This window comes from Staphylococcus sp. Ze2 (assembly GCF_048568365.1).
Lineage (GTDB): Bacteria > Bacillota > Bacilli > Staphylococcales > Staphylococcaceae > Staphylococcus > Staphylococcus xylosus.
Map to the genome: position 1 here is coordinate 1,647,001 of NZ_CP183486.1, position 17,388 is coordinate 1,664,388.

18 protein-coding genes and 3 pseudogenes are annotated in these 17,388 nt (G+C 31.6%); all 21 read left to right on the forward strand.

Annotated elements, in window-relative coordinates; all coding sequences use genetic code 11:
- Position 1: 1 nt before the first annotated feature.
- The 21 genes and pseudogenes from ACM591_RS07730 to ACM591_RS07830 all read left to right on the forward strand — a co-directional run bounded on the left by ACM591_RS07730 (position 2) and on the right by ACM591_RS07830 (position 17,376).
- Positions 2–856 (forward strand): distal tail protein Dit, encoded by an 855-nt coding sequence (locus tag ACM591_RS07730; protein WP_418354354.1) that lies wholly within the window; start codon positions 2–4, stop codon positions 854–856.
- Positions 857–865: 9 nt separating this feature from the next.
- Positions 866–2,455: a prophage endopeptidase tail family protein gene (locus tag ACM591_RS07735; RefSeq protein WP_418354355.1), complete on the forward strand. Its 1,590-nt coding sequence runs from the start codon at positions 866–868 to the stop codon at positions 2,453–2,455.
- A gap of 115 nt (positions 2,456–2,570) precedes the next feature.
- A complete protein-coding gene (locus tag ACM591_RS07740; protein WP_419749105.1) occupies positions 2,571–2,975 on the forward strand; it encodes a hypothetical protein in 405 nt (134 codons plus the stop codon).
- A gap of 361 nt (positions 2,976–3,336) precedes the next feature.
- Positions 3,337–4,059: pseudogene (locus ACM591_RS07745) on the forward strand (glycosyl hydrolase family 28-related protein); the annotation flags it as partial.
- Between the two features lie 342 nt (positions 4,060–4,401).
- Positions 4,402–5,607 (forward strand): peptidase G2 autoproteolytic cleavage domain-containing protein, encoded by a 1,206-nt coding sequence (locus ACM591_RS07750; RefSeq protein ID WP_418354444.1) that lies wholly within the window; start codon positions 4,402–4,404, stop codon positions 5,605–5,607.
- An 11-nt stretch (positions 5,608–5,618) separates the two neighbouring features.
- The gene (locus tag ACM591_RS07755; protein WP_418354357.1) at positions 5,619–7,121 is read left to right on the forward strand and encodes a hypothetical protein; all 1,503 of its coding nucleotides are present in this window, start codon (positions 5,619–5,621) and stop codon (positions 7,119–7,121) included.
- A 12-nt stretch (positions 7,122–7,133) separates the two neighbouring features.
- Entirely contained in the window at positions 7,134–7,475 is a 342-nt protein-coding gene (locus tag ACM591_RS07760) for a hypothetical protein (RefSeq protein ID WP_326030415.1), read from the forward strand.
- 1 nt (position 7,476) lies between these two features.
- The gene (locus ACM591_RS07765; protein WP_326030413.1) at positions 7,477–7,629 is read left to right on the forward strand and encodes an XkdX family protein; all 153 of its coding nucleotides are present in this window, start codon (positions 7,477–7,479) and stop codon (positions 7,627–7,629) included.
- Positions 7,630–7,672: 43 nt separating this feature from the next.
- On the forward strand, positions 7,673–8,038 hold the full coding sequence (locus tag ACM591_RS07770) for a DUF2951 family protein (protein WP_029376964.1): 366 nt from the start codon (positions 7,673–7,675) through the stop codon (positions 8,036–8,038).
- Positions 8,039–8,168: 130 nt separating this feature from the next.
- Positions 8,169–8,816 carry a BppU family phage baseplate upper protein gene (locus ACM591_RS07775; protein ID WP_326030412.1) on the forward strand — a complete coding sequence of 216 codons (648 nt, stop codon included), beginning with the start codon at positions 8,169–8,171 and terminating at the stop codon, positions 8,814–8,816.
- Between the two features lie 3 nt (positions 8,817–8,819).
- Entirely contained in the window at positions 8,820–9,644 is an 825-nt protein-coding gene (locus ACM591_RS07780; protein ID WP_418354358.1) for a LamG-like jellyroll fold domain-containing protein, read from the forward strand.
- A 1-nt stretch (position 9,645) separates the two neighbouring features.
- Positions 9,646–9,864, forward strand: coding sequence for a hypothetical protein (locus tag ACM591_RS07785; RefSeq protein WP_326030410.1), 219 nt, complete (start codon positions 9,646–9,648; stop codon positions 9,862–9,864).
- Positions 9,865–9,988: 124 nt separating this feature from the next.
- Positions 9,989–10,264, forward strand: a complete 276-nt coding sequence (locus ACM591_RS07790) for a holin (protein WP_017722743.1) — start codon at positions 9,989–9,991, stop codon at positions 10,262–10,264.
- A 58-nt stretch (positions 10,265–10,322) separates the two neighbouring features.
- Positions 10,323–10,748: pseudogene (locus ACM591_RS07795) on the forward strand (N-acetylmuramoyl-L-alanine amidase family protein); the annotation flags it as partial.
- Between the two features lie 144 nt (positions 10,749–10,892).
- Positions 10,893–11,201: pseudogene (locus ACM591_RS07800) on the forward strand (N-acetylmuramoyl-L-alanine amidase); the annotation flags it as partial.
- A gap of 54 nt (positions 11,202–11,255) precedes the next feature.
- Positions 11,256–12,017 (forward strand): CHAP domain-containing protein, encoded by a 762-nt coding sequence (locus ACM591_RS07805; protein ID WP_418354359.1) that lies wholly within the window; start codon positions 11,256–11,258, stop codon positions 12,015–12,017.
- Positions 12,018–12,649: 632 nt separating this feature from the next.
- Entirely contained in the window at positions 12,650–13,426 is a 777-nt protein-coding gene (locus tag ACM591_RS07810; protein WP_418354360.1) for a hypothetical protein, read from the forward strand.
- Between the two features lie 156 nt (positions 13,427–13,582).
- Positions 13,583–15,187, forward strand: a complete 1,605-nt coding sequence (locus tag ACM591_RS07815; protein WP_418354361.1) for an SIR2 family protein — start codon at positions 13,583–13,585, stop codon at positions 15,185–15,187.
- Positions 15,188–15,512: 325 nt separating this feature from the next.
- Positions 15,513–15,884 (forward strand): putative immunity protein, encoded by a 372-nt coding sequence (locus tag ACM591_RS07820; RefSeq protein ID WP_418354362.1) that lies wholly within the window; start codon positions 15,513–15,515, stop codon positions 15,882–15,884.
- A gap of 325 nt (positions 15,885–16,209) precedes the next feature.
- Positions 16,210–16,386 (forward strand): 30S ribosomal protein S21, encoded by a 177-nt coding sequence (gene rpsU / locus ACM591_RS07825; protein WP_002483157.1) that lies wholly within the window; start codon positions 16,210–16,212, stop codon positions 16,384–16,386.
- 279 nt (positions 16,387–16,665) lie between these two features.
- Positions 16,666–17,376 carry an NfeD family protein gene (locus tag ACM591_RS07830; protein WP_029377164.1) on the forward strand — a complete coding sequence of 237 codons (711 nt, stop codon included), beginning with the start codon at positions 16,666–16,668 and terminating at the stop codon, positions 17,374–17,376.
- The last annotated feature ends 12 nt before the right edge of the window (positions 17,377–17,388 follow it).

A 17,388-nucleotide genomic window follows, 5' to 3' on the forward strand; every position in this document is an offset into this window, starting at 1 on the left:
TTTGAAAAAAGAAGTAAAGTTATTTAATGATGATATAAACATAAAACTAACCGACATACCTAACTTGAAGTTTCTTGATTTCATTGAGGAAGGTGTCGAAGTAAAAGCCAACACTACCGAAGTTAATGGAACAGATGGAGTATTAGTGGGACCAAATTCGTTTGGTCCTTTTAATTTGATATTAAACTTTTCATTTAAGGGTCAAGATACCAAAGATTTAAGACTGATTAAACAAAAATTAAGAGGTTTATTGTTCAGACGTGAACCTTATTACGTTTGGCACTCTGATTTACCTGGAAAGAAATATGCGGTGTATTGTACAGAAGATGGCAACGAAAGTTTAACAAATTCATTTGCTACGTTCGCAGTCACTTTTGTAGTGTTTAAAGGTTATTCAGAATCACTTAAAGAAACTGATCAGTTTAGTTTATCTAGTGGAGATTGGCAGTTTGAAGGTGGCGTGTTAGCTGATGATAACATCAAGTATAAACATAATACGACAAGTTTTAAAATTTACAATGGTTCCTCCGATGTGATTAATCCATTGTTAAGACATAAATTCAAATTGTTAATAAATATAGATGCACCAAAAGGTTTCAAAATTAAGAATAAATCAACAAGTAAAAAATTGAATGACGGTACCGAAACAGATGTATTTGAATACAAAAAAGGTATCAAGAAAAGTCAACAATTAGTTATAAATGGTGTGCATCCTTTCATTGATAACAAACGTGTCGGGATTGATACTAATTGGCAATGGCTAACATTGGATAAAGGTTTTAACGAAATTGAAATTACAGGCGAGAATATTAGTAATGTAATAACTCAATGGATATTCCCGTTCATATATAGGTAGGTGAATAAATTGAGAGATATGGTTTTAAAGAATAAAAAGGGTACGTTTGGAGAAATACTTGTAGATTATGACTTCGGTTCTTGGAAACTTAATTATGAAAAGAATAATGAACGCTCAATTGACTTCACTATTTATAAAACCTATTCAAATTCCGATTTATTCGATGCTTTGCTTAATGAAATGTTGATAGTTTGGGAAGATCAAGAATATGTTATTAAATCGACTTCTATTAAATATGATGGCGCAGTTGTATCTAACGATGTGACTGCTAAACATATTTTTATGGAGTTTCAAAACCATTATATTCAAAAAGATTTAGAAAATGAAGAAATGAACAGTGATGAAACTACAGATGAAGATAACAAACCCACAATGACACTTGAACAATATCTTGAATTTGGTTTTAAAGGTAACAAACTTGGATTCACTTATGAAATAAGAGGTAAATTCACTAATCGTGTTGCGATTGATGAATTAGGCAATAAAAATGGCATGGAGTTCCTAACCGAAGGCGCAGAATTATTCAATTATATTTATTTTGCCGACAATAAGAAAATTTATATCTATGATGAAGAAACGTTTTATCAAATGTCAGATATACCATTGATCTACAAATATAATTCAAGTGAAGTACAAGCTACAGTTACTACTACGGATGTTAAAACTTATATTCAAGGCTATGGTAAAAAGAAAACAAAAGCTGAAACAAACAATTACAATCCAGTTAAACCTAAAGATATAAGTTACTCGGGTACTTTCATCAAAGATGGCACTTGGAGAACAGAAGTAGTTGGAGCAAGTTACACAAAAACATTTGAATGTAAACATGGCAATGAAAGACTTGAATGGACGTTGAAGAAAATGGCTAAAGGTGGTTTGCTTGATGTTTATTTAGACGATGAATTGGTTGGACGATATGATTGTTATAGTAAAACAGCCACGAGTGAGAAAATAGTTATCGCGAGAAATTTATCAAGAGGTAAACACACATTCAAAGCAGTATTTAGAGGTGCTAAACCTGGTATTGATTATAAAAACTCAAAACCTTGTATGTATGTCGGTACAGAGAAATCAACAGTATTAAACATCACTGCAGTATTGAAAGGTACTGACATGTATCATGCTTATGCAGAATGGCCTTCACCGAACATGGACGCGTTTGGTTTTGCAGAAGCTCCTACAGTATTTGATGATAATGCATTAGACGAAGATGAACTACTTAAGAAAATAAAAGCAGAGCTTAATGATCAACCAACTGTTGAGGTATCAACTAACTACTTAGGTTCCGTTGAAGAAAAGCATTACATTGGTCACAATGATATAAAAGAGAACAACACAATAAGATTTATACATCAACCACTAGGTTATAACTTAGATTTAAAAGTTGTTAAACTCACTGCTTCGCATCCATTAGTAAATGAACCAATTGAAGTTGATTTCAGCAATTCACCAACAGATATTATAAAAATACAACAAGGTATAAACAGAAACATTAAAAAAGTAAATAACTTAGTCAAAGGCGGTTCACTTGGTGGGTCGTCTTTTACTATGCCTGAAAACTACTCTGACATTGTGGGGGTGACAATGGTAAATGAATGAAGTTAATCACAGATATTTAAAAGACAATGAGGGTGAAATTTATTATCCAGTTACCCATATAGACGCACTTCAAGGGGATATTTCGATATCTGATATAAACAACAAAATCAATGAAATGAATAGGTTGATTGATGTCGTTAACGAAAAAGTTTCAAATATAATAGGTGATACAGGTTGGGTAGATATATCAATACCTCCCGAGAATAAAAATACCGCTGTTTCAACAGGATTTAAAAGTTCCATAAGAGAAGTCAGAGCGGGTAATTCATCAATCGGTAAAAGTTTTGTTGTTCGTTCAATAAGATTAAACGTTGGTAACATCACTGGTTCATCGATGCAAATAGCGCAATTGCCAACTGGTTTTGTGACTGATAACCAATCATTCCCAGCTAGACAAAACAGTTATAGAAACCCAATAACAGTTGAATGTTTAAAAGACGGGAAAGTCATGGCTTTTGTACATCCAGATGATCAATCTAAAACAAATTGGGTATATCAGGAATTTACTTGGTTAGAATAAAAAAGGAGCTAAACATATGAGATTACTTTTAGATTTTCCTATTGAAATAGGTCAACAGTGGAGATATAAAACGATTTATAATTTCAAAAACATACTAGATAGTTTTTACACTTTTGAAAAGAATTTCGAACATCATAAATCAGATGAAAAACATGCCCACAATGCGAAACAAATAGACTATAAGCTGACAAATGTTCATGATGAATTACAAAATCAAGATGGACGCATTGAAGGTTTAATTATAGGTCATAATGGCGATGGTATCGAAGAACTTAAGGACAGTAGAACGGCTCTAGATGGTACTAATCAACCTATATTATCCAAACGTTTAAAATATGACTTTGAAATCATTAAAAACAAGATGGAAGAAAACTTTAATTATCTTAATAAAAAGATAGAACGTATTGTAAACGTCAATGATTATGGCGCAGATCCAACAGGCAAACAAGATTCTACGCAAGCATTCAAAGATGCTTTAAGAGGTGGTAATGTCCATGTTCATATGACTGCTGGGACATATAAAATTACCGGTATTAAAATGCCAAATAATACAGTGTTGTCAGGTGAAGGAAAAGATATCACTATAATTAAGTTTGCAGATGAAACACCCGCCGAAAATATTGTAATTACTAATGAAGATATGACAGGTAATGCAAATAACATTGGCATTAAAGACTTTACAGTTAACGGTAATAAGTGGAGGCAAGATAAAGCGTTTAAAGCTGCTGGCGGTTCGTTATCCTCTAATGTAAGATTTGCAGGGGTTAAACATGGATTTGCAAGTAATATTAAATCAGTAGATGCCTTATTACATGGATTTGACATAACTTACGCTAGTGATACTTATTTCTATGAAGGTGATGGCGTAAGAGTAAATGAAGATTTAGAAAGTAGATATATCCACATTGATAACTGTGAAGCAAGTGAATTTGGCGACGATGGTATTACAACCCACCATTCAAGGTACTTAGTTATTACCAACAACTATACACATCATACAACTGGTGGAGGTAATAATAACGGTATTGAAATTGATGACGGTTCACAACATGTCATGTTAGACAATAATATGACTGAAATGAACTATGGTGGTATAGAGGTTAAAGCGCATGCTCCTACATCAGCACCTAATAATGTGCTAATTAGTAATCATATGTCTATTCATGATTCACGCGCTTATAACTTACGTCACATCGGACATCACAGAGCTGGAGACACTAAATCTAAAACAGCACATAGTTTAGTATTAAACAATTGTACGGCAGTTGAACCATATGACAATAAAGTTTATCCAAATACAACACCACGTGCTTTAATTATCTCAGCTTATAGAAATGTACAAGTTAATAACTTTAGTGCAGTTGGTGATGGTAAATTCACATCGGGTCAACCAGCTATTGCGGTACAGTTCATGAGTGAAAACATCATGTTAAATGGTATTAATGTTACTGGATTTAAGAACTCACAAGCAGATATAAAGATATTTGGCGGAGCTAATAGAGGTAAGAAGATTACTTTAAGTAACATTAATATTTGGAATTCATCTCAAAATGTCGGTATCGCTGGTGGTGGAGGTATATACGATTTCCGTATTGTTAATGCCAACTTACAAGGACAAGGAACAGGAAACGGCATCGAATTGTATAACAACACTGCAGAGATTATTGGAGTGAATGCTGAAAAATATACTAATTCAGCATTCATTACAAACAAAGCTTATAAAGTTGTGCCTACTGTTGTAAAAGGTGGATTTAGTGGTGGTTCAACAGGTTCGGGTGCAATTGCCGAACGTTCGGCAGTTATTGCCTCGACTGGTAACTCATACGCCTACAGTGATAGAAGTTGGTTAGCTGGGGTTGGTGCGGGATCTAAAGCTTATGGTTCACGTAGTGCAGTATTAAACTCGTTAGAATCAGAAACTTCATTGGGTAGATATTGTCAGACGATTGTAAACAGTCGTGGAGTTAAAACTGAAGATAACTACATGTTTGCTATGGGCTACGGTACAGATGGTGCTAAGTATGAGAATACTACATTCCAAGTCAAAGGTACTTCAGGGAGTGTCAAATCAAAAGGTACTATCACAGCAGGGCAAAACTTTGGTGACTATGCGGAGTACTTTGAATCTCAATCAGGACAAGAAATCCCTAATGGTTACATGGTTACACTTGATGGAAGATATATCCGTAAAGCTAACTCAAACGATACGCCAATTGGAATTATTTCAGGCACAGCTGGAGTTGTACTCGGTGACCAAATGTTCCACCATAAAGATAAGTTCTTAAAAGATGAATTCGGTGTAACTTTAACTGAATGGGTAACTAAAGAATGGCAAGATGACGAAGGAAACACTTATTCAGAAGAAGTTGAAGTAGAAATTCCTAATCCTGATTACACTGAGAAGGATGAAGAATATATCTCTCGTGCTATTCGTCCTGAGTGGAATGTGGTAGGACTTATGGGTCAAGTCTTTACTAGAATTGATTCTACAGTACAAACTAACGACTATATCAAACCTGAAAAAGGTATTGGTACGAAAGATAATAACAACGGATTCTACAGAGTATTAGAAATAACTACACCATACGATAATGAAAAAGGTTACGGTGTAGCAGTCGTACTAGTAAAATAAGGAGTGATCATGTGAATAATGGTATAGATAAAAAAGCTTTATTCAATTTAAAATCTGAATCTTATTTAAAGCCAATCTCTGATTTAGGGGTTGGTTTTTATAATTTAGATGAAAATACAGCAATATTAAGATTCCAATTAAATAACGCAAAAGGACCTTTATTGATTCATGAAAATAACTTAACAGCATATGCTTATTTCGAATCAGACAATGGTAGTGCTTCAGATGTAATCGAGTTAGATATAGAAGACTCTAATAACGGGATAGTAACGATCACTTTGGATAAAGAGTTTCTACAAGCTTCCACATCTACAAAGGTTAAAGGCCAAGTTTATATCGGTGTTAATAATGTAAGTGGGAAAGCTGAATACAATGAAGTAGCTGTATTTAGAGAGTTCTCTTTTGAAGTTGCAGACGCACTTATTAATAAAATATCTTCATTTACTAAGATTGAATATATTAGAATGTTCAACCAATTAAAAATGAAGATTGAACAACAAGTACGAGATATTGAAGAAGCAATCGCAAACGGTGCAGATTACGTTGCAGAAATGAAATCAGTGTTACAACAAGGGATTGAAACATTAAATGCTATTGTTGCTAGTGGTAAATCAGATATTCAAGCATACATTGCACAGGCTAAGGTTGATTTAACTAAAGTCAAAGATGATGCTGCAGAAGATATAACAACGGTGTCTAATAATGCTAAGACGAGTGTTCAAAATATAGCTTCAAGTGCAGTGAATAATATTAATATGATTTCTACAGAAGCCACTGAACATGTAGACGCTAAAGTTATTGAATTCAATCGAACAGTTGAGGATAATGGTTTCTTATCACCTCAAATATTTGATGAAGAGTTAGGGAAGTTAGAGTGGCAAAAGTATAAATTTGTTAATGATGATGGAAGAACTTTCTATATGACCGGTAAAGATTGGGGTAATACTGAATTCTTAGATTCTTTAATGCCTGGTAATTATTATATAACTGTATCAACAAATTCACCCGAAGGAGTTAGTTATAACGGATTTGTTACAGTTTTTCATAGAGATAATGCATCTTCAAAAATGATTGAATATAGACCTTACAATTCTCCTAGAAGGTTTATAAAATACTTTAACAAAACTTGGTCAAATTGGATGGAGACGGGAGTACCTACTGACACTGGTTGGATTTCATTCACTCTAATAAATGGAGCATTGAGTAACACAGCATATAAAGCAACCACTGACGCTGGATTTGATTGTGCTTATAGAATAGTTGTCAATGGAACTCAAACTAAAAAGATGGTACGAATTAACGGTTCTAACATATCCCCAGGACAACTATTGTTCAATCTACCCTCAGGATTTGTCAAAACTGCACAGACATTCCCAGTCAGAATCCCTACTAATTATCCTAATGGGTGGATAGTTATGAGACCAAGTGGAGAAACGAAATTCTATGTCAGTGGAGATTCTTCGGGATGGGTATCGAGTGATTACGTATATGGGCAAATTGAATGGACAGATTAAGGAGGTAATAAAATGGAATTTAAGCAAGTGTTTTTATATGACGGTACACCGTATTTAGCTTTTGAAAATGAAGATGGCGAATTTGATTACCCTCAAGACGAATGGACTGAAACAGCACCTCCCGAGGGTATTTATAGTCCTTTTTATTTTGATGGTAATGAGTGGGTAGGTTCTACTAAAGAAGAATACAACGAATCGCTCCCAGTTAATAATCCTTATGTTCCGTCAAATGGACAAATGCAATTAGCACAAACACAAATGCAGTTAGCTAAAACAGCAGTTCAAGTTCAGAAAACACAAAATCAATTAGCCGATGCAATGATAGAGATTGCTAAATTGAAAGGAGAAAATTAATATGTATCCATCATTCGACAGTATTAAATGGTTTTACGATATCAATTGTTACACTAACGAAGATATTGCAACCTATGTTCAATTAGGTTGTTTAACTAAAGAACAATATACAGAAATCACTGGTGAAGATTATCCAGAACAACCACAGGCTTAGGCTTGTGGTTTTTATTTTATAGAAAGTGGGTGGCATGTTGAGTGTGGATGGAACAAAAGATATTGAGCGACGGGTTGGTATCTTAGAGGACAAAGACAGATATAACGATAAACGATTTAGGAATATAGAAACGACAATAAAAGAAGATAGAAAAGAAGTTTACAACGCTATTGAAAAACTTCATAACTCGTTAAGAGAAATCGAAAGAGGTCAACACACCCAAGAATTAACAAATCAAAAAATGGATTTTACCTTAGATTCCATAAATAAAGAGAGGGAATCTGAAAGGCTTCACAAAGAAGAAAGTCGTAAAGAATTTAAGCAACTTAAATGGTTAATAATAGGGACAATTTTTACATTGTTTAGTTCTTTAATTATTGCATTAGTTAGAAGCTGGCTAGGTATTTAAAGGAGGTGAAAACCATGTTCAAATTCATATTAGGTGGTAGCTTTTGGCAATGTTTTTGGTTTGGAGATTGTAAATAACATTTAGAGTAAGTCGACTTCGGTCGGCTTTTTATTATGGAGGATGAAAGTTAATGCGAATATATAAAAATAAAGACATTACCACAAATATAGATACAGAAAAAATGAGTATAAATAATTCAGACACTTATTTTTATACGGAGGATAAAGGAAGCGCAGCTTTGAGAATATTTATAAATCATCGCAAGACTGCCTTTAATTTAGATAATACGAATTTAAAACCAGTATTGGACTTGTTCCACAACGATGGGTCAATTTGGTTAGATGAACCTTTGGAAGTAGTTATGTCAGATAAAGGAATTTTACAGTACAACATCCCAAACAACGTTATAGCACATGCTGGTCAAATCAAAGCTAAGTTATTTCTAAGAAATGCAGAACAAAGTGTTCATGTGGCTAACTTCACATTTGACATCAAAGATAGTGGTATTGAGGGTGCAATAGAAAAAGAAATAAGCGTTAATATTGTTGATGATGCAGTTAAAAGAATAATGAATGAACAACCTGAATTATTTAAAGGAGAAAAAGGGGAAAAGCTAACTTTTGAAGATTTAACAGATGAAGATAAAGAAGAATTAAAAGGAGAACAAGGACCCAAAGGAGACACCTTACTAGCACCTCCTAAAATCTATACGAGAGATGAATACAACCAACTAGCAACTAAAGATAGTAACACATTGTATTTCATAAGTGAGGTGTAAAGTATGTCACAAGTTAAATTAGGAAATAAAAATATCCCATTCATATATCAAGGCAATGAGTTGTTATATCCTAACCCTATTAAAGATGGTTTGGTATTATGGTATGACTTTAATGGTATAAAGAATAGTGATGAAAATAAAGGTGTAACTAAAGACTTAACTGGTAGGACTACTGAAAATGCACAGCATTTTAATTTCTTATATAATTCTCAAAGTGGTTATAACAAAGGATTAAAATTTGATGGTATTGACGATAGGGTTATTCCTATATTAAAGCACGCAGATGGAACGACAAGTCAATTAAATATGAAGAAAATTAACAATGGTCAAAAATTTTCAGTTGAAATGACGTTAAAAATGTCAGATAAACTTATAACGCAAGGGTCAGAAATTTTTATGACTTCTAAAACATACGGTAGATTTTGGCTACAGTTTTTAAAAGATAATAACACAGCATCTTCTGATGAATACATTATTTCTGCCTCTACTTATTATGGTTCTGAAGGTGGTAGAAGCGTATACGCATTTAGTAAAACAATGGGCTATAAATACGGTGATGAATTTCATTTAGTGTCTACAGTTGATAAGAACGGTAAATTAATATTATACGTAAATGGAGTAAAATTAGGGGAACAACCTTTAAATGACATTACTATTACTACACCACAGGAAACAAATCTAACAGTATTTTTAGGTCAAGGAGACTCAAAGGCATACTATAGAAGATTTGAACATGAATTATACTCAATGAAAATTTATGACAAAGTGCTTACAGACCAAGAAATACAACACAACTATAAACTAGAAAAAGAAAGATGGGGACTATAATATGAAATTTGTAATTGCAGATTTAGAGTTTTTTCAAAAGTTAGGATATAACACGAAGTATTGGCGTAAGAATAAAGACGGTAGTAAAACAATTTGTCACTTAGAATATGCCGAAATATTAGCACATGATTTAGAAAGCAATGATAAAGTACAAATTGTAGATGCTCCTGAAGCACAAGATATCATGGCTACAGATGAGTGGTCATGGGAAGAAGAATAAAACACTAAGTCATTCCTAACGGGGTGGCTTTTTATTATGCACAACGACAGGTAAATACATTTCTCAATGCAACACAGGGCGTTTCTCAGCGTCCTGTTTTTATTATAAATGGAGGTTTTTATAAATGGAACAAATTATCGCATTTGCTGGGATTATCTCAGTTATCACAATCGCATTAACGGAAGTTATTAAAAGAACGAAGACAATACCTAAAAACTTTATACCGATTGTTTCAATGGTAATTGGAATACTCATAGGCGGCATAACAATATTTATACCAGAAATTGTAAGTGAGTTATCGGTAGCTGGTCGTTTACTAGCAGGGTTAATAAGTGGACTCATGGCTACAGGTATTTGGGAAACGTTCAAGAATAAAAATAATAAACAATCAAATCAATAATCAAATATGGTCATGACAGAGCAGTCATCGCCATAAATTATATTAGGAGGAATTTGGTATGGCAGAGACATGGAAAGGCGTACCAGTTAGATATCAATTACTAACAATTGGTACAAGAAGACCAGGTAAGAAATTAAGAAAAGGAAAACCAGAATTTTTAGTTGCCCATGATACAGGTAACCCGAATTCAACAGCACAAAATAATGTTGATTATTATGAAAATACACATAATATTCAACAAGGTATTGCGTCAGCACACATCTTTGTGGATGACAAAGAAGCAATTATTTGTATTCCAGTTACAGAAGTTGCCTATCACGTATTACCTAGCACTACAATAGATAACGCTTGGTATGGCGTAGATGCAAATGATGGTGCCGCAGGCGTTGAGATTTGTTATTTCACAAATAAAACACGTTCACAAAAATCATTAGATAATGGTGCTCGTGTATTAGCTTATTTGGCTGAATATTGGGGCATTGATTACAAAACAGAAATGCCAGGGCATCAAGATATTCAATATGATAAATCAGACCCTGGTAATGCATTACAAGCTTCAGGATATGGTCGTGCAACGTCAAACTTAGATAACATCGTAGCTAAATATTATAAAAAAGATGAAAAACCAGCAGAGAAAACGAAGTGGGATTGGCCAGGGACTTATTACCCACAACCTACGAATGATAAAGGAATTAAAGTAAGAAAATCACCAAGTACCAGTGGTACTTTAGTAGATAAAAATTCGTGGTTATACAGTAAAGATGATTGGGTTAATTTTGACCAAATTATCAAAGCTGATGGCTATTGGTGGATTCGTTTTAAATATGTACAACCTGGTTCAAGTAAAGATTATTTCTATTGTGCAGTATGTCGCATTACTGATCCACAAGAGAAAATTAAGAATGAAAAGTATTGGGGAACAATTACTTGGAAATAAACGATTAAGTCGGCACAGTGTGTCGGCTTTTTATTATTAAATGGAGGTAATATTATGGTAAATGCAGTAATGACAAAAAATGAATTCTTAGTTTGGTTGAATAATTCAATTGGTAAACAATATGATTTTGATGGTTGGTATGGTTTTCAATGTTATGATTACGCTAATGCAGGGTGGGCTCAATTATTCCCCAGTACATCTTTACAAGGCGATTACGCTAAAGATATTCATACAGATAATCAAGCGTTACTAAAGGATAGAGCGAAAGTTTATAAAAATACATTAGATTTCTTAGCTTTACCTGGTGATATGGTTATTTTCCCTTACACGTATGGAGATGGTGCTGGTCATGTAGGATTTGTAGTATCAGCAGATTTAAATCAACTAACGATTGTCGAACAAAACTGGTTAGGTGGCGGTTGGACAGAAGGGCCAGAACAAGGGGGTACAGGTTGGGAAGCAGTCGCACAACGTGTACATCCATATGACCCTAATATGTACTTTGTGCGTCCTAACTTTAAAGCAGCAGAAAAAATTACATGGAATTGGTCAGGACGTTTTACAGCTAACACAACGATTAAAGTAAGACGCAGTGCTGGATTAAAAGGTGAAGTTGTGGATAGTGGTTCATGGATTTATGCGGATGAATGGGTCGACTTTGTAAGCATAACTAAAAAGGATGGTTATTGGTGGATTAAATTTAAATATCCAACAAATCCAAGCGCTGGGTATTTCTACTTAGCTGTATGTAAGATTACTGATAAAGACGAGAAAATAAAAAATGAAAAATATTGGGGAGAGATTAAATGGAAATAATATGTTGAAATACACTTGCAGTTGATAAACAACCGTCCTATTCATATTTGTTGAAATCTTAATTGAGGCACCTCTTTACGGGGTGTCTTTTTTATGATATAAATTATTCTAGCAATGTATTATTGCTAACCATTCAAATATACCTTACTAAAAGAAGTAGATACGTTGTCCCGTGTCTGCTTTTTTTATTTATCACTTGTAAATTATAGAATATTCTGATAATATATACATTGTGAACTTCTTACCTTTCAAAAAGATTTCTATATTATATCTCTGACAGGCACTTATGTGTCTGTCTTTTTATTTATGTGGTACAATCTATTTGTAAGTTGCCCCCTAGCAGCTTATACCTTGAGTATATTTTTTCACAGCCATCCTTTTGGATGGTTTTTTTAAATTTATAATGCTATAATTTCATTAGTTTCTCAGACATAGAAACTTCCTTAATATTTTGGGCGGTCGTTAATTCGGCCGTCTTTTTTATGTTATAATAAATTTTACCACGTGATCATATTAAGGGTAGGCACTTATGTGCTTGCCCTATTTTTTTAGTTCGCTTTTATGTTCTGTCTATTCCTTTTTTAATAAGTTGTGTATAATGTGTTTAAATTTAAGAAGTGGATGGGTGGAAAATGAAAAATAAATATGAAATAACACTGCATAACGGAAATGGGTATAACACTAATGGTTGTGTTAAGTACTTACAATTAAATGTGTTTGAAAATGAGCATGATATTAATATTAAAAATTATTCTTTTACATCTGATTTAACCAACGATGAAGATTATAGTGATGAAACTAATTGGTGTATTAATTATTTATTACTAGAAGTATACAATGGCGGTCGAATTTTATGCGGCTCGAAACCTTATATACCACATTATATGAATAATCAATTAAAGAGTTTGGATAATCATATAGAAGCTTATAAAGTAATAAACAAACATATTTTTGATCAAAATAGTCTAAATGAGAAAGATAAAAAATTTACAAATGTGATGAGAATAATAATGAAAAGTAAAAATTTGCGAGATTTAAGTATTTTGCTAAATAGAGTATATCTCCAAGATGAAAATTCATTAATCAATTTTTATAAAATTAAAGATTTTGTTAGAACTTATAGAGATTTATTCTCAAAATATAACTCGCAATATAAGGATGAAATAAAAAAAATAAGCGCTGCATATAATGGTTTAAATGAGTACCATAGACTAGTAAATAATTACTTAACAACTGGTTTAACAGCAAGACATGGACTGCAAACACAATCGCCTACTAAAAAAGATTATGACATAAACGAAATCATAAAAGTTTCAATTGAAGCTATTCAGTTAGTTATAGATATTAGTAAAAGGCATATATACTTTGATATTGATAATTTAGTCGAATTAGATTTGAATAATAAGTAATTATAATATATATTTAACCTCCTAATTTATTAAATAGCGTGACAAGAATCAGGTGTTTATCCTGTTTTGCTATACACTTTTCTATAAAGTTAACTTTCAAATTCAAGATACAAAATGTATAATTAATATAAGTGGAACAAGGAGGTATTTATTAAGTTGGGCAATGTATTAGATGAATTAATTCAAACGAATGAGTTTCCGATAATTTTTATTGGATCAGGTATCTCTAAAAGATTTATAGAAGATTCACCTTCATGGATTGAATTATTAAAAGAATGTTGGGAAAAAGCTGATATGGGCAACTTTTACGGCGAATTAAATAAATTAAAAAGTAATATTGTTAAGAAAAGTCCTGAAAAGTCAAATTACGAAATTAATCACGGTATTAATATAAAATTAGCTACTGAAATTGAAGAAAAGTTTAATAACGAATTTTTTGAAGATAAAATAAATATTGAAGAATTTTCATCTAAAGAAGCTTATCAACTTGATATATCACCATTTAAAAAGTTTTTATCTAATAAATTTAAAAATATTAAATTAAAAAAAGAAATGGAAAATGAGCTTATTGTATTTCAAAAAATGTTACGTAAATCTCAAATTATTTTAACTACAAATTATGATGAATTTATTGAAAATACCTATAATAAAGATAATAACTATAAAATAAAAAAATACATAGGTCAAAAAGGCTTTTTTGAAGATACAGAAAATTATTCTGAGATATACAAAGTTCATGGATGTATTGCTGAACCAAAAAGTATTGTAATAACTGAGTCTGATTATAATTATTTTTATGAAAATTCTGTATTGATAAGTGCAAAAATTATTTCTATGATGATTAATTCTCCCATTATTTTTATGGGATATTCATTAACCGATATTAATATAAGGAATATAATTGGAGATTTTACTAAATCATTGAATGATAAAGAACTTATGTATTTTGAAAAAAGACTTATTTTAATTGAATATGATGAAAATGAGGATGATATTAAAGAAGAAAGAGTGAAAGACTCGGATCTTGGTTGCAGCATTAGAGTTATAAAGACTAATAATTTCTATGAAGTATTCGATAAAATATCTAAGATAAATCAGGGTATTGCACCAGCAGAAGTTAGAAAATATAAACATGTAATGAAAAAACTTATTATTGATAGAGGAAAAGATGGCGCATTAAATTCTGTATTAATTTCACCTGAAGAAATTGATAAAATTGAAGAAAAGATACAAAATAGCAATATAGCTATAGCTATAGGTGATAGTAAGTACATATTTCAAATACCAGACAATATTTCATATGCCTTAGATTACATTTCAGATAATGATGAAATAAGTAATGAAACGAGATTAAGATATGCTAACATGCAAACTGGTAATGCAAGGTTTCCATGTAACAAATTTTTAACAATGCATAATATTAATAACTCAAAGCTACATGATACTGAGAAAGAAAAACTGCGAAATAAAGTTTTAACACTTTCAGATTTTTCTAAGCATTATAACTCTATTAATAAGTCATCGATAATTAAAAATTGGAATTTATCTATTGAAGAATTAGTTAGTATGGGAAGTAAAAAGGCAAAAATATATGAAACAATCTCATATAATATTAGTGATTTAAATCTTATTGATGTTAGAAGATTTCTAATTAATGAATTAAAAGAACTAAGAGAAAAAGGAGAAATACAATTAACTACAGAGTTGAGAAGGTTACTACTACTCTATGATATTATTAAATACAAAAAAGGCAGCCCCTAACCACTATGTGTGATTGACACTGCCTCCCTGTTTTTCTTACTTTAATTATAACAAATTATAGATAATATCTCAAACCATAAAAAACAAATAAATTATATTATTTAATAAAAGACGGTGAACTTTCTAAATGACACTATCTGTTTATATGTAGGAGGGTCAACTTGAATTTTGATGATTATGCATGGAATGAACATGAAAAAACGCTGAAAAGACAAAAAATAAATAAAAATCCCATCACAATATAAAGTTCAAATAAAAGATGAAAGCGCTAAAAGGATAGAACTAGAAGGGATTTTAGAAGGTTTTACGCAAAAAAATTAGCAGAATGGTCGATAAAAAATGCGAAAAGATTTATAGAATACATCGACATGATGATATCAATTTACAAAATTCAATAATTTCAAGAGCAGAAGAAACTTTATATAAAAGAATACAAGGTTTGGTTAGTGCATATGAATTAAGGCAAATGGGATTTTTAGCAAATCAATTATCAAAACAATCAATTTCAGAAATAAGTAAATTTGCTTCTCGTGTTTTTGCACAGGCAATTGCTACAGGGCATATGCGTGGACATGACATTGTATCATCTGATTATGCTATAAAAGTTGTGAATTTAAAGTATGATAATTGTAAAGATTCAATTATTAATGAAAGAGATGAGCAAATAAATTTAGCAAATAGACTAAACAAAACCTGACTAATTTAAAAGACATATTGGAGATAAAATAAACCCACCAATTAAGGTGGGAAGGTGTATAACTTATGCATAATGTATATATGGAAAAAAATTAAAAAGTACAGTTATCAGTACAGTTTTGGAATAATTTTAAAAATTTCAATGATTTTTATGATTTGTAGATACTGATTTAAAGGCTTTTTGATAATAATGTGTAATATGAATATACAAATAAAAATTTTACTAATTGACCACATTAATCAGATATATTATACTAAGTTATACATGGTTAGTACCATGTGATGATAATAAAGTTTCGTTGATATTTGGAGGGAGGGAAATACACATGTCTAAAACAGTAGTCAAAAAGAACGAATCACTTGAAGATGCGTTACGTCGTTTCAAACGTACAGTTTCTAAAAGCGGTACAATTCAAGAAGTACGTAAACGTGAGTTTTACGAAAAACCTAGCGTTAAACGTAAAAAGAAATCAGAAGCTGCACGTAAACGTAAATTCAAATAATTAATTGTTTCGTTGACTCCCTCAACACCAACATTAATTATAAACCAAAATAGCCTTTAGTTGATCATCAACTAAAGGCTATTATTTTTTTATCTAGAATCTTATATAATGTCAATAATTTATAGTCTTTACCACTACAAATTATTGGTGTTTCATGATATATCTATATAATTAAGAAAACTCATAAAAATTAATTTATTGATTATGAAATTTTATGGTGTAAACGCTATAATCACGTATTAATTTCATGTATAATTAAATTGAGAGCGAGGTGATAGAGTGATTCCTTCAAGTAGTTTACATACAATATTTTCAGCTAATTTTGTTGAAAGTGGAAACTGGGTTGACGATATAGCTAATTTCATTGTAAATCCAGTAGTTTCGTTAATTTTAACATGTATTATTTTCTTGGGTTTCTTATACCAATTGTATTCAAATAAAATTAACATAATAGGAATTGTTGCCACATTAACTTTATTGATTTTCTTTTTAGGATTTTATTTAAAAGGAGATGTCAATTTATATTCTGTAATTTTATTTGGCATAGGCGTTATATTTGTAATAATTGAACTTTTTGTCGTGGGCGCAGTTATCGGTATTATCGGTATGGCACTTATAGTTTTTAGTATTATTACCTTAGGAGATAATTTAGTTTATATGATTGCCAATGTCGTCGTCGCATTAATACTATCAATTATTGAATGGGTGATACTTGTGAAGATATTTAAACGAAAAATTCCATTTTTAGACAAGGTTGTATTGAAAGATTCTACAAATGCAGAAGCAGGTTACACATCACACGAAGATCGCTCTCATTTAGTTGGGCAAACTGCAACAACTTCAACTGATTTAAGACCTGCAGGAATTATTACTTACAACAATGAACGTATTGATGCAGTTTCTGATGGTTCTTTTATTTTAAGAAATAAACAAGTTACCATTTTAGAAGTTGAAGGTACAAGAGTTGTTGTAAGAGAAAACGAATCATAAAGGAGAGAAAGT